General features: G+C 68.1%; 8 protein-coding genes. 7 read left to right on the forward strand and 1 reads right to left on the reverse strand.

What is annotated here, in order from left to right; genetic code table 11:
* Positions 1–99: 99 nt before the first annotated feature.
* From rplA to ACWCP6_RS03685, 7 genes are all read left to right on the forward strand, one after another.
* Positions 100–825: a 50S ribosomal protein L1 gene (gene rplA, locus ACWCP6_RS03655; RefSeq protein ID WP_450930682.1), complete on the forward strand. Its 726-nt coding sequence runs from the start codon at positions 100–102 to the stop codon at positions 823–825.
* A 208-nt stretch (positions 826–1,033) separates the two neighbouring features.
* A complete protein-coding gene (locus ACWCP6_RS03660; protein WP_450930683.1) occupies positions 1,034–1,939 on the forward strand; it encodes a hypothetical protein in 906 nt (301 codons plus the stop codon).
* 90 nt (positions 1,940–2,029) lie between these two features.
* Positions 2,030–2,887 carry a DUF1396 domain-containing protein gene (locus ACWCP6_RS03665; protein ID WP_450930684.1) on the forward strand — a complete coding sequence of 286 codons (858 nt, stop codon included), beginning with the start codon at positions 2,030–2,032 and terminating at the stop codon, positions 2,885–2,887.
* Positions 2,888–3,293: 406 nt separating this feature from the next.
* Positions 3,294–3,824 carry a 50S ribosomal protein L10 gene (rplJ, locus tag ACWCP6_RS03670; RefSeq protein WP_450930685.1) on the forward strand — a complete coding sequence of 177 codons (531 nt, stop codon included), beginning with the start codon at positions 3,294–3,296 and terminating at the stop codon, positions 3,822–3,824.
* 124 nt (positions 3,825–3,948) lie between these two features.
* Positions 3,949–4,332 carry a 50S ribosomal protein L7/L12 gene (rplL, locus tag ACWCP6_RS03675; RefSeq protein WP_450930686.1) on the forward strand — a complete coding sequence of 128 codons (384 nt, stop codon included), beginning with the start codon at positions 3,949–3,951 and terminating at the stop codon, positions 4,330–4,332.
* Between the two features lie 670 nt (positions 4,333–5,002).
* Positions 5,003–8,488: a DNA-directed RNA polymerase subunit beta gene (gene rpoB, locus ACWCP6_RS03680; RefSeq protein WP_450930687.1), complete on the forward strand. Its 3,486-nt coding sequence runs from the start codon at positions 5,003–5,005 to the stop codon at positions 8,486–8,488.
* A 132-nt stretch (positions 8,489–8,620) separates the two neighbouring features.
* Positions 8,621–12,520 (forward strand): DNA-directed RNA polymerase subunit beta', encoded by a 3,900-nt coding sequence (locus ACWCP6_RS03685; protein WP_450930688.1) that lies wholly within the window; start codon positions 8,621–8,623, stop codon positions 12,518–12,520.
* Between the two features lie 70 nt (positions 12,521–12,590).
* Here ACWCP6_RS03685 and ACWCP6_RS03690 read toward each other — a convergent pair whose 3' ends face one another.
* Entirely contained in the window at positions 12,591–14,207 is a 1,617-nt protein-coding gene (locus ACWCP6_RS03690) for a M48 family metalloprotease (RefSeq protein WP_450930689.1), read from the reverse strand.
* Between the last annotated feature and the right edge of the window lie 26 nt (positions 14,208–14,233).

The following is a 14,233-nucleotide window of genomic DNA, read 5'->3' on the forward strand; positions in this document are numbered from 1 at the left end:
CGAGCCCCCGTAGGCCTACGCGGATCAGCCGCGTGACCGACATGACGTGGAAGGGCCTGCTCGGCCCGTACCACGACTCCGAAACACACAGGAGCTGAAGTGAGCAAGCGCAGCAAGTCTCTCCGCGCTGCGGACGCCAAGATCGACCGGGAGAAGCTCTACGCCCCGCTCGAGGCCGTCCGTCTCGCCAAGGAGACCTCCACGACCAAGTTCGACGGCACCGTCGAGGTCGCCTTCCGTCTGGGTGTCGACCCGCGCAAGGCCGACCAGATGGTCCGTGGCACCGTGAACCTTCCGCACGGCACCGGTAAGACCGCCCGGGTCCTGGTCTTCGCGACCGGCGACCGTGCCGAGGCCGCGCGTGCCGCGGGCGCCGACATCGTCGGCTCCGACGAGCTGATCGACGAGGTTTCGAAGGGCCGCCTGGACTTCGACGCCGTCGTCGCCACCCCGGACCTCATGGGCAAGGTCGGCCGCCTCGGCCGCGTCCTCGGCCCCCGTGGTCTGATGCCGAACCCGAAGACCGGCACGGTCACCCCCGACGTGGCGAAGGCTGTCACGGAGATCAAGGGCGGCAAGATCGAGTTCCGCGTCGACAAGCACTCGAACCTGCACTTCATCATCGGCAAGGTGTCCTTCGACGACACCAAGCTGGTGGAGAACTACGGCGCCGCGCTGGAGGAGATCCTCCGTCTGAAGCCGTCCGCCGCCAAGGGTCGCTACATCAAGAAGGCCGCCATCGCCACCACGATGGGCCCCGGCATCCAGCTCGACCCGAACCGCACCCGCAACCTCCTCGTCGAGGAGGACCCGGCCGCCGTCTGACCCTCCCGGTCACTTCGGCAGCCGCGTCGCGACGCGTTTCCGACGAGCCCCGCAACCTCTCGAGGTGCGGGGCTCGTCCTCGTACACGGACACGGCCGGAGACCGAAGCGTGGCCGTGCACACACCACCCCGGCCATGGATTCGTGCACGGCCGTCAGTGGTCTGCGCTAGCGTGCAGAGCCATCGGAGATCATGGGGGTGGAACGACATGAACGGCACGAGTGTCCGGCGTGCGGGGCTGGCGATCGCGGTGGCGGCCGCGCTGACGGGGATCACGGCCTGCGGGGGTTCCGGCGGTGGCGGCAAGGCCGCGGGGGACGGGGCCGGCGAGCGGATGAGCCCGGTGGCGGCCCTGCGCTCCATCGCCTCCAGGACGGACCGGGCGGACTCCGCCAAGGTCGAGGCCACGACGAGCCTGGGCACGATGATGTCCATGAAGGCCGATGGCACCCTCGGTTGGGGCCACGGTCTCACCGGCGATATGACGATCACCTACACCGGTGGCCGGATGGCCGACATGATGCGGCAGATGGGCAGCTCCTCGATGGAGGCCCGCTATCTGCCCGAGGCGTACTACGCGAAGATGGGCGACAGGTTCGCCACCCAGTCCGGCGGCAAGCACTGGATCAAGTACGAGTACGACGCCCTGGCAAGCCTCACGGGCGGCTCGGGCGCGTACCTCAAGGACCAGATGCAGAACAGCACGCCCAACCAGTCGGTGAAGCTGCTGCTCGCCTCCGGTGACGTCAAGAAGGTCGGCCGCGAGAAGGTCCGCGGCGTGGACACCACGCACTACTCGGGCACGGTCGACGTCGCGAAGCTCGCCGAGCGGAACTCCAGCCTGGGCGCGTCCCAGCTGGCCGACCTCAAGAAGCAGCTCCAGCAGGCCGGCGTCACCACCGAGCAGGTCGACATCTGGGTGGACGCCGAGGACCTGCTGGTCAAGAGGCACGAGCGCGGCGAGCTCTCCACCGGCACGATGGAGTCCACGGCCTACTACAGCGACTACGGCGCCAAGGTCTCCGCCGAGGAGCCGTCGGCGGGGGACACCGTCGACTTCAAGGACCTCGTCAAGAAGCGGCCCACGGCCGGCGGGACCGGCGTGACCTCCTGAGCCCCGGAAAACTCCCGAGATCATGTGATCCCCCCGGGGATACGCTGTGGCCCTTCTGTGAACGGGCCGGGTGTTCCTCGGGGGGAATCGATGGGGCTTTCTGTACGTGTGCCTGGGGCGAGGGGCGCGGGGCTCGCCGCCCTGCTGCTCACCGGGGGTGCGGTCGGGTGTTCCGCGGGCGCCGCGGACCCGTCGCAGGACATGGCGCCGGCTGCGGCCGTCGCCAAGGCGGCGAAGAAGACCGAGGAGATCACCTCCCTGCGCTACCGGATGACCGGCCGGGTGCCGGAGCAGGGGCGGCTGAGGGCCGAGGCGTCGATCAGCATGAAGCCGCCGGCCATGAGCATGAAGGCGGCGGCGCTGGACGGACCCGATCACGCCGAGACCGAGATACGGCTGGTCGGCGGCTCGCTGTACGTGGGCGGGGGCGACGAAGCCGCCAAGTCGACGGACGGCAAGCGCTGGCTCAAGTTCGACCTGTCCGGAAAGGCCCGCACCCACGGCGGCTTCCGCCTCGACACCACGAAGATGCGGGACGGCGTCCAGCGGAACCCCGCCCAGGAGTCCACTTTCCTCACGGGCTCCAAGGACGTGAGGAAGGTCGGCGCCGAGACCGTCCAGGGCGTCCGCACCACGCACTACGCGGGGACGGTCACCGTCGACGCCCTTCGGGCGTCACTCAAGGGCAAGGACCGGGCCACCCGTGAGGCGCGCGAGAAGAGCCTCCAGCAGTACGAGAAGCTGGGCGTGGACAGGCTCACGATGGACATGTGGATCGACCCGGGCGACCACGTCAAGCAGTTCCGTGTACGTGGAGACGCCGACAGGGGCCGGCTCGACCTGACCATGACCTTCCTCGACTGGAACAAGCCGGTGACGATCAAGGCGCCCCCGGCCGGGCGGACCATGGACCTGGCGAAGAAGCTGCAGGACGCCCAGGCGGGCTGAGGGCCGCGGCGCGTGCCGACGCCCTGCCGGGACCGGCGCATTGCCGGGAGGAGGCGGGCGCCGGGCCCGGCGCGGGCGCAGGACCCGTAAGGGGGAGCCCGGGCGCAGGAGCCCGGGCCCGGGACGGCCTCGGCCGAGCGCGTACGGGCCGATTTGCCCGCCGGCCATGCGGTCGCGTACTCTTCCCCAGAAGCCAAAGACCGCTGGTCGTCGTCGTGCGCTCGCAAGAGGGTGCGGTGGCCGAAGGATCCGCTGAAGAGCGGGCGACCCGCGCAGGTGACAGTGGAAGTGCTCCCGGTGGATCTCTCCTCCGGTCGAGCTACGCCCCGTGCGCCTGCGCCGGGGCGCTTTGTTTTGTTCAGCCCCTTCCGAGCGGTCCTCATCACCCGGAAGGAGGCCGACGCTCATGGCAAGGCCCGACAAGGCTGCCGCGGTGGCCGAGCTCACGGACAAGTTCCAGAGCTCGAACGCCGCCGTGCTGACCGAGTACCGGGGTCTCACCGTCGCGCAGATCAGGCAGCTGCGCCGCTCGCTCGGTGAGAACGCCCAGTACGCCGTGGTGAAGAACACGCTGACCAAGATTGCGGCCAATCAGGCCGGGATCACCGCGCTGGACGACCACTTCAACGGTCCGACGGCGGTTGCCTTCATCACCGGCGACCCGGTGGAGTCGGCGAAGGGTCTTCGTGACTTCGCCAAGGAAAACCCCAACCTCGTCATCAAGGGCGGTGTCCTTGACGGCAAGGTGCTGTCCGCCGACGAGATCAAGAAGCTTGCGGACCTCGAGTCCCGCGAGGTTCTGCTCTCCAAGCTGGCGGGTGCCTTCAAGGGCAAGCAGTCCCAGGCTGCTCAGCTCTTCCAGGCGCTTCCCTCGAAGCTCGTCCGCACCGTGGACGCTCTTCGCGCCAAGCAGGACGAGCAGGGCGGTGCCGAGTAATTCGGCTCGCACATTGACCGCAGCCTGAGGCCGAGCGCCTGAGGCAACGGTCGACGCGGGCCCAACGTACGCCCGCCGACATGTACATCCGGCACCAGCCGAATTAGTGGAAGGATCGCCCATCATGGCGAAGCTCAGCCAGGAAGACCTGCTCGCGCAGTTCGAGGAGATGACCCTCATCGAGCTCTCCGAGTTCGTGAAGGCCTTCGAGGAGAAGTTCGACGTCACCGCCGCCGCCGCGGTCGCCGTTGCGGGCCCGGCCGGTCCGGCCGCCGCCGCCGAGGCCGAGGAGGAGAAGGACGAGTTCGACGTCATCCTCACCGGTGCCGGCGACAAGAAGATCCAGGTCATCAAGGTCGTGCGTGAGCTGACCTCCCTCGGCCTGAAGGAGGCCAAGGACCTGGTGGACGGCACCCCGAAGCCGGTCCTGGAGAAGGTCAACAAGGAGGCCGCTGACAAGGCCGCCGAGGCCCTCAAGGGCGCCGGTGCCGCGGTCGAGGTCAAGTAACACCTCTCCACGGATCAGCAGCCACGAGCGCACGGCGCACCGTGGCGCAGTCCTCGCGAGCGCGGGCAGCGGCTGATTCCGCTGTGCTGTGAGGCACAGGAGTCAGCAGTGCTGTAACGCAGACGCACTGAAGGGCGATCATCCATCCGGGTGGTCGCCCTTCGGCGTTCCCGGGGCCTCCCGAACGGCTGCCTTGCGCTGTCGGTCGCGGAGAGTATGGTGATCTTCGTTGTGCCCCGGGCCGAGAGGTGACGGCCTGCAGCAGTGATGTTCGCAGCACCCGCTTTGGGCAGAGGGGGCCTTGACGAACCGCACGCAGCGCGCAATTCTCAGGACGCGTCGTCACAACGATCCGTATCCGAGGCATGGATCGACGGCGAAGAGGGCAGGATCGATGTGCGCTGAGGGCATGGCTTGTCGAGGGTGATGAGAACGGCGAGGGTCTCAAAAAACCCGGTCTGGACATCAGTGGGCCAAGTGGCTACACTGACCCTTTGCGCTGCCTGTTAGCTGCCTCCTGCCCGTCACCAGGGGCACGCCCTTGTTTGTGCACAGTGGACTGAAGCGGCCCTGACCTGGCCTTATTCGGCTGATCCAGGGAAGTCTGTCCTCGTGCCCAACTGGGACCGGTACGCGCGTAGTGAGTCCGAGCCCTCGGAAGGACCCCCTCTTGGCCGCCTCGCGCACTGCCTCGACCGCGAATACGAACAACGGCGCAAGCACCGCCCCGCTGCGCATCTCCTTTGCAAAGATCAAGGAGCCCCTCGAGGTTCCGAACCTCCTTGCTCTGCAGACCGAGAGCTTTGACTGGCTGCTCGGCAACGACGCATGGAAGGCTCGTGTCGAGGCGGCTCTGGCAAACGGACAGGACGTCCCCACGAAGTCCGGTCTGGAAGAGATCTTCGAGGAGATCTCCCCGATCGAGGACTTCTCCGGGTCGATGTCGCTGACCTTCCGCGACCACCGCTTCGAGCCTCCGAAGAACTCCATCGACGAGTGCAAGGAGCGCGACTTCACGTACGCCGCGCCGCTCTTCGTCACCGCCGAGTTCACCAACAACGAGACCGGCGAGATCAAGTCCCAGACGGTCTTCATGGGCGACTTCCCGCTCATGACGAACAAGGGCACCTTCGTCATCAACGGCACCGAGCGTGTCGTGGTGTCGCAGCTGGTCCGTTCCCCCGGTGTCTACTTCGACTCCTCCATCGACAAGACGTCCGACAAGGACATCTTCTCCGCCAAGATCATCCCGTCCCGGGGTGCCTGGCTGGAGATGGAGATCGACAAGCGCGACATGGTCGGTGTGCGTATCGACCGCAAGCGCAAGCAGTCCGTGACCGTCCTCCTCAAGGCCCTCGGTTGGACCACCGACCAGATCCTCGAGGAGTTCGGCGAGTACGAGTCCATGCGCGCCACCCTGGAGAAGGACCACACCCAGGGGCAGGACGACGCGCTGCTCGACATCTACCGCAAGCTGCGCCCGGGCGAGCCCCCGACGCGTGAGGCCGCGCAGACGCTGCTCGAGAACCTCTACTTCAACCCCAAGCGCTACGACCTCGCCAAGGTCGGCCGCTACAAGGTCAACAAGAAGCTGGGTGCCGACGCCCCGCTGGACGCCGGGATCCTGACCGTCGAGGACATCATCTCGACGATCAAGTACCTGGTGAAGCTGCACGCCGGTGAGACCGAGACCGTTGGTGACAACGGCACGTCGATCGTCGTCGAGACGGACGACATCGACCACTTCGGCAACCGTCGTCTGCGCAACGTCGGCGAGCTCATCCAGAACCAGGTCCGCACGGGTCTGGCTCGTATGGAGCGCGTCGTGCGCGAGCGCATGACCACCCAGGACGTCGAGGCGATCACGCCGCAGACCCTGATCAACATCCGGCCGGTCGTCGCCTCCATCAAGGAGTTCTTCGGCACCAGCCAGCTGTCCCAGTTCATGGACCAGAACAACCCGCTGTCGGGCCTGACGCACAAGCGTCGTCTGTCCGCGCTGGGTCCCGGTGGTCTGTCCCGTGAGCGGGCCGGCTTCGAGGTCCGAGACGTGCACCCGTCCCACTACGGACGCATGTGCCCGATCGAGACCCCCGAAGGCCCGAACATCGGTCTGATCGGTTCGCTCGCCTCGTACGGCCGCGTCAACGCGTTCGGCTTCGTAGAGACGCCGTACCGCAAGGTCGTCGACGGCCAGGTCACCGACGAGGTGGACTACCTGACCGCCGACGAGGAGGACCGCTTCGTCATCGCCCAGGCCAACGCGCCGCTGAACGACGAGCTCCGGTTCGCCGAGGCCCGCGTGCTGGTCCGCCGCCGTGGCGGCGAGGTCGACTACGTCGCGCCCGACGACGTGGACTACATGGACGTCTCGCCGCGCCAGATGGTGTCGGTCGCGACCGCCATGATCCCGTTCCTCGAGCACGACGACGCCAACCGTGCCCTCATGGGCGCGAACATGATGCGCCAGGCCGTTCCGCTGATCAAGGCGGAGGCCCCGCTCGTCGGCACCGGCATGGAGTACCGCTGTGCCACCGACGCCGGCGACGTCGTCAAGGCCGAGAAGGACGGTGTGGTCCAGGAGGTCTCCGCCGACTACATCACCACCGCCAACGACGACGGCACGTACATCACGTACCGCCTGGCCAAGTTCGCCCGCTCCAACCAGGGCACCTCGGTCAACCAGAAGGTCGTCGTGGACGAGGGCGCCCGGGTCATCGCCGGCCAGGTGCTGGCCGACGGTCCGGCGACCGAGAACGGCGAGATGGCGCTCGGCAAGAACCTGCTCGTGGCGTTCATGCCGTGGGAGGGTCACAACTACGAGGACGCGATCATCCTGTCGCAGCGCCTCGTGCAGGACGACGTCCTCTCCTCGATCCACATCGAGGAGCACGAGGTCGACGCCCGTGACACCAAGCTCGGCCCCGAGGAGATCACCCGGGACATCCCGAACGTCTCCGAGGAGGTCCTCGCCGACCTCGACGAGCGCGGCATCATCCGTATCGGTGCCGAGGTCATCGCCGGCGACATCCTCGTCGGCAAGGTGACCCCGAAGGGTGAGACCGAGCTGACCCCGGAGGAGCGCCTGCTGCGCGCGATCTTCGGTGAGAAGGCCCGTGAGGTCCGTGACACCTCGCTGAAGGTGCCGCACGGCGAGACCGGCAAGGTCATCGGCGTGCGCGTCTTCGACCGCGAGGAGGGCGACGAGCTGCCGCCGGGCGTGAACCAGCTGGTTCGCGTGTACGTGGCGCAGAAGCGCAAGATCACCGATGGTGACAAGCTCGCCGGCCGTCACGGCAACAAGGGTGTCATCTCCAAGATCCTGCCGATCGAGGACATGCCGTTCCTGGAGGACGGCACCCCGGTCGACATCATCCTCAACCCGCTGGGTGTGCCGTCCCGAATGAACCCGGGACAGGTCCTGGAGATCCACCTCGGCTGGCTCGCCAGCCGCGGCTGGGACGTCTCCGGGCTCAGCGAGGAGTGGGCACAGCGCCTGCAGGCCATCGAGGCCGACCAGGTCGCCCCGGGCACCAACGTCGCCACCCCCGTCTTCGACGGTGCGCGTGAGGACGAGCTCGCGGGTCTGCTCCAGCACACCATCCCGAACCGCGACGGCGAGCGCATGGTGCTCCCGACCGGTAAGGCGCGTCTGTTCGACGGCCGCTCCGGCGAGCCGTTCCCGGACCCGATCTCGGTCGGGTACATGTACATCCTCAAGCTGCACCACCTGGTCGACGACAAGCTGCACGCCCGCTCGACCGGTCCGTACTCGATGATCACCCAGCAGCCGCTGGGTGGTAAGGCTCAGTTCGGTGGCCAGCGCTTCGGTGAGATGGAGGTGTGGGCGCTGGAGGCTTACGGCGCCGCATACGCCCTCCAGGAGCTGCTGACCATCAAGTCCGACGACGTCACCGGCCGCGTGAAGGTCTACGAGGCGATCGTCAAGGGCGAGAACATCCCTGAGCCCGGCATCCCCGAGTCCTTCAAGGTGCTCATCAAGGAGATGCAGTCCCTGTGCCTCAACGTGGAGGTGCTGTCCTCGGACGGCATGTCCATCGAGATGCGCGACACCGACGAGGACGTCTTCCGCGCTGCGGAGGAGCTCGGCATCGACCTGTCCCGGCGCGAGCCGAGCAGCGTCGAAGAGGTCTGACGGGTCCGGCCCGGGGGCTCGCACGAGCCCCCGGGCCTCCCCCAGAGCCTTCAACGGCCTGGGGAAGGACCCTCATCCGGACCCCCTAGTCAGACCCCGAAGACACGACCCCGAAAGAGGGATTGACGACAAGTGCTCGACGTCAACTTCTTCGACGAGCTGCGGATCGGCCTCGCCACTGCTGACGACATCCGTCAGTGGTCCCACGGTGAGGTCAAGAAGCCGGAGACCATCAACTACCGCACCCTGAAGCCGGAAAAGGACGGACTCTTCTGCGAGAAGATCTTCGGCCCCACCCGGGACTGGGAGTGCTACTGCGGCAAGTACAAGCGCGTCCGCTTCAAGGGCATCATCTGTGAGCGCTGTGGCGTCGAGGTCACGCGCGCCAAGGTGCGCCGTGAGCGGATGGGCCACATCGAACTCGCCGCCCCCGTCACCCACATCTGGTACTTCAAGGGCGTTCCGTCGCGTCTGGGCTACCTGCTCGACCTCGCCCCGAAGGACCTCGAGAAGGTCATCTACTTCGCCGCGTACATGATCACGTACGTCGACGAGGAGCGCCGTACCCGCGACCTGCCCTCCCTGGAGGCGCACGTCCAGGTCGAGCGTCAGCAGATCGAGAACCGTCGCGACTCCGACCTGGAGAACCGCGCCAAGAAGCTCGAGGGCGACCTGGCCGAGCTCGAGGCCGAGGGTGCCAAGGCCGACGTGCGCCGCAAGGTGCGCGAGGGCGCCGAGCGCGAGATGAAGCAGCTGCGCGACCGTGCCCAGCGCGAGATCGACCGTCTCGACGAGGTGTGGAACCGCTTCAAGAACCTCAAGGTCCAGGACCTCGAGGGCGACGAGCTGCTCTACCGCGAGCTGCGCGACCGCTTCGGCACGTACTTCGACGGCTCGATGGGTGCCGCGGCGCTGCAGAAGCGCCTGGAGTCCTTCGACCTCGAGGAGGAGGCCGAGCGTCTCCGCGAGATCATCCGTACCGGCAAGGGCCAGAAGAAGACCCGTGCGCTCAAGCGCCTCAAGGTCGTCTCCGCCTTCCTGCAGACGAGCAACAGCCCCAAGGGCATGGTGCTCGACTGCGTCCCGGTGATCCCGCCGGACCTCCGCCCGATGGTGCAGCTGGACGGTGGCCGCTTCGCGACCTCCGACCTGAACGACCTGTACCGCCGTGTCATCAACCGCAACAACCGCCTGAAGCGGCTTCTCGACCTCGGCGCGCCCGAGATCATCGTGAACAACGAGAAGCGCATGCTCCAGGAGGCCGTCGACGCGCTCTTCGACAACGGCCGTCGTGGTCGCCCGGTCACGGGCCCCGGCAACCGTCCGCTGAAGTCGCTGTCCGACATGCTCAAGGGCAAGCAGGGTCGCTTCCGTCAGAACCTGCTCGGTAAGCGAGTCGACTACTCGGCGCGTTCCGTCATCGTCGTCGGCCCGCAGCTGAAGCTGCACCAGTGCGGTCTGCCGAAGGCCATGGCGCTGGAGCTCTTCAAGCCGTTCGTGATGAAGCGCCTGGTCGACCTGAACCACGCGCAGAACATCAAGAGCGCCAAGCGCATGGTGGAGCGCGGCCGCACCGTCGTGTACGACGTCCTCGAAGAGGTCATCGCCGAGCACCCGGTGCTGCTGAACCGTGCGCCCACGCTGCACCGCCTCGGCATCCAGGCCTTCGAGCCGCAGCTGGTCGAGGGCAAGGCCATCCAGATCCACCCGCTCGTCTGCACCGCGTTCAACGCGGACTTCGACGGTGACCAGATGGCCGTGCACCTGCCGCTGTCCGCGGAGGCGCAGGCCGAGGCCCGCATCCTGATGCTGTCCTCGAACAACATCCTCAAGCCGGCCGACGGCCGTCCGGTGACGATGCCGACCCAGGACATGGTCCTTGGTCTGTTCTTCCTCACCACCGACGGCGAGCTGCGTGACACCAAGGGCGAGGGCCGGTCCTTCGGCTCCACGGCCGAGGCGATCATGGCGTTCGACGCCGGCGAGCTCGCGCTGCAGTCCGCGGTCGACATCCGCTTCCCGGTGGGCACCATCCCGCCGCGCGGCTGGACCCCGCCGGCGCAGGAGGAGGGCGAGCCGGAGTGGCAGCAGGGTGACACCTTCCGCCTGCGGACGACCCTGGGCCGCGCGCTCTTCAACGAGCTGCTGCCCGAGGACTACCCGTTCGTCGACTACTCGGTGGGCAAGAAGCAGCTCTCCGAGATCGTCAACGACCTGGCCGAGCGCTACCCCAAGGTCATCGTGGCGGCGACGCTCGACAACCTGAAGGCGGCCGGCTTCTACTGGGCGACCCGTTCCGGTGTCACCGTGGCCATCTCCGACGTCGTCGTTCCCGAGGCGAAGAAGGAGATCGTCCGCGGCTACGAGGCGCAGGACGAGAAGGTCCAGAAGCAGTACGAGCGCGGTCTGATCACCAAGGAAGAGCGCACTCAGGAGCTCATCGCGATCTGGACCAAGGCGACCAACGAGGTCGCCGAGGCGATGAACGAGAACTTCCCCAAGACGAACCCCATCTTCATGATGGTTGACTCGGGTGCCCGAGGAAACATGATGCAGATGCGGCAGATCGCCGGTATGCGTGGTCTGGTGTCGAACGCCAAGAACGAGACGATCCCGCGTCCGATCAAGGCGTCCTTCCGCGAGGGTCTGTCCGTGCTGGAGTACTTCATCTCCACGCACGGTGCCCGTAAGGGTCTGGCGGACACCGCTCTGCGTACCGCCGACTCGGGTTACCTGACCCGTCGTCTGGTCGACGTCTCCCAGGACGTCATCATCCGCGAGGAGGACTGCGGCACCGACCGTGGCCTCAAGCTCCAGATCGCGGAGCGCGGCGCGGACGGCGTCCTGCGCAAGGCGGACGACGTCGAGACGTCCGTGTACGCGCGCTGCCTCGCCGAGGACATCGTCGTCGACGGCAAGGTGCTGGCCCCGGCCGGTACCGACCTGGGCGACGTGCTCATCGACGAGCTGGTCAAGCACGGCGTCCAGGAGGTCAAGACCCGTTCGGTCCTGACCTGCGAGTCCGCCGTCGGCACCTGCGCGATGTGCTACGGCCGTTCGCTCGCCACCGGCAAGCTGGTCGACATCGGTGAGGCGGTCGGCATCATCGCCGCCCAGTCCATCGGTGAGCCCGGTACCCAGCTGACGATGCGTACCTTCCACACCGGTGGTGTGGCCGGTGACGACATCACCCAGGGTCTGCCGCGTGTCGTCGAGCTCTTCGAGGCCCGTACCCCGAAGGGTGTCGCCCCGATCTCCGAGGCCTCCGGCCGCGTGCGGATCGAGGAGACCGAGAAGACCAAGAAGCTCGTCGTCACCCCGGACGACGGCAGCGACGAGACGGCGTTCCCGATCTCGAAGCGCGCCCGACTCCTGGTGTCCGAGGGCGAGCACGTCGAGGTGGGCCAGAAGCTCACCGTGGGTGCCACCAACCCGCACGACGTGCTGCGCATCCTGGGCCAGCGGGCCGTTCAGGTCCACCTGGTCGGCGAGGTCCAGAAGGTCTACAACTCGCAGGGTGTGTCGATCCACGACAAGCACATCGAGATCATCATCCGGCAGATGCTGCGCCGTGTGACGATCATCGAGTCCGGCGACGCCGAGCTGCTGCCCGGTGAGCTGGTCGAGCGCTCGAAGTTCGAGCACGAGAACCGTCGTGTGGTCCAGGAGGGCGGCCACCCCGCCTCCGGCCGTCCGCAGCTGATGGGTATCACCAAGGCCTCGCTGGCGACCGAGTCGTGGCTGTCGGCGGCGTCCTTCCAGGAGACGACCAGGGTCCTCACGGACGCGGCGATCAACGCCAAGTCCGACTCCCTGATCGGCCTCAAGGAGAACGTCATCATCGGTAAGCTCATCCCGGCCGGTACGGGTCTGTCCCGCTACCGCAACATCCGGGTCGAGCCGACCGAGGAGGCCAAGGCCGCGATGTACTCGGCCGTCGGCTACGACGACATCGACTACTCGCCGTTCGGCACCGGCTCCGGCCAGGCCGTTCCGCTGGAGGACTACGACTACGGTCCGTACAACCAGTAAGTGGTCGCGAAGGGCGGTCACCCCGGTCAGGGGTGGCCGCCCTTCGGCGTTTCCGGGCCCGTGGGCGTACTCAGCGCTGCCGCTGCTGGAGGTACGGCTGGAGATGGTGCAGCCGCGTGTAGTGGTCCGGGTGCGAGGCGAGGAGCTTGCTCAGCGGGCTCTCCCGGAGGGGCACGCCGCCGTTGCGGGCCGTCTCCTCGGCGCTGTGCCGCTCGTCGGCCTGGTGCAGCTTGTGGAGCACGGCGGCCAGCATGGGCGCGAAGCCCAGCTCGGCGGCGTGCCGGTCGGCACGGAGCTCGGACCGTCGGCCCACGGCCGCGAGGGCGTACGGGACGCCCAGGATCAGCAGCGGCAGCCCGTACAGCGAGCTGATGGTGAGCATCGCGAGCGTCCCGAAGACCAGCAGCACCAGGCCGAAGCCGAAGCAGGAGAAGGCGCGGGACACGGCGAACACGCCGCGTGAGAGGGCCCGCAGCAGTCGCCAGGCGAGCCGCCCGGGCAGCGCGTACCAGTAGCCGAGCAGCGACGACCAGGCGTGGCCGCCCACATGGTGGCCGAGCTCGTGCGCGAGGACGGCGGCGAGCTCGCCGTTGGGCAGCTCGCCCAGCGCGAAGCGGGTGACGCCGACGATGTGGCCTGCGGCGGCGACCGCGTTGAGGCTGTCGCTGTCCTCGATCCACAGCTCGTAGGTGCGCCCCTCGACGCCCGCGCGCGAGGACACCGTCCGCCACACCGGCTCCAGCCGTGCCCGCTCCTCGGGCGTCGGATAGCGGAGCTTGAGCAGATGCCGGGCGATCGCGCTCTCGGTCGGCCGGTGGAACACCAGCGCCCCGCTGGCCAGCCAGGCCAGCACCACGACGAAACCCATCCCGCCGAACAGCAACGACACCAGCGCCACGACGAAGAGACTGCACAGGAAGTGCGGCAGGAGGATCAGCAGGTTCCCGATCGCGGTCGCGTCGGTGTGCCGCTGCCGGGCGGAGACGTACGCGCGCCCCGTGTCGGTCTCGATGTGGTGCGGGTGGGACGGATCGTCCACGGCGGCCGGTGCCTCCGCGGTCCGCGGGCCGGCCCCCGGCTGCGGCTCCACGGGGGCGGGCGGCGGCGCGGTGGGGTACTGCGGGGGTACGGATCCCGTGGGGTACTGCGGAGGCGCGGATGCCGTGGGGTACTGCGGCGCCGCGGGCCGGGACGGGGACGGGGGCTGCGCCGCGGGCGCGGGGGAGCCCGGGTACTGCGGGGGCGCGGCAGCCCTGGCGTCCTGCGGGGGTGTGGATCCCGTCGGGTACTGCGGGGGCTCGGGCGCCGGGTACTGAGGGGGCGCTCCGGGGTACTGCGGCGGTGCCGCGGGCGCGGAGGACTGCGGGTACTGCGGCGATCCGGTGCCCGAGAAGCCCTGCTCGGGGACGGCCCCCGGCAGATTCTGCGTGGGCGCCGTCCCCGGGAGGTTCTGCGGGGGTAAGGCCCCGGCGGGGTACGGCGGCGGTGCGGACGCCGGGTACTGCGGTGGTGCGGACGCCGCCGGGTACTGCGGTGGTGCGGACGCCGCCGGGTACTGCGGGGGTCCGGACGCCGTCGGGTGCTGCGGGGGAACCGAAGCCGTGGGGTACTGCGGCGGCTCGGACGGCGCGGGGGACTGCCGGGTCTTGTCGGGTTCCGGGCGTGCTGGCCCTGACGGGTGTGTCATAGCGGTCTTCCTAGGGACGTGGGGAC

The organism is Streptomyces sp. NPDC002004 (genome assembly GCF_053593975.1).

What these genes read in the sequence shown, in the direction of transcription:
- ACWCP6_RS03660 (WP_450930683.1), top strand. Translation starts at nt 1,034, where the DNA reads ATGAACGGCACGAGTGTCCGGCGTGCGGGGCTGGCGATCGCGGTGGCG.
- ACWCP6_RS03665 (WP_450930684.1), top strand. Translation starts at nt 2,030, where the DNA reads ATGGGGCTTTCTGTACGTGTGCCTGGGGCGAGGGGCGCGGGGCTCGCC.
- rplJ (WP_450930685.1), top strand. Translation starts at nt 3,294, where the DNA reads ATGGCAAGGCCCGACAAGGCTGCCGCGGTGGCCGAGCTCACGGACAAG.
- rplL (WP_450930686.1), top strand. Translation starts at nt 3,949, where the DNA reads ATGGCGAAGCTCAGCCAGGAAGACCTGCTCGCGCAGTTCGAGGAGATG.
- ACWCP6_RS03690 (WP_450930689.1), bottom strand. Translation starts at nt 14,207, where the DNA reads ATGACACACCCGTCAGGGCCAGCACGCCCGGAACCCGACAAGACCCGG.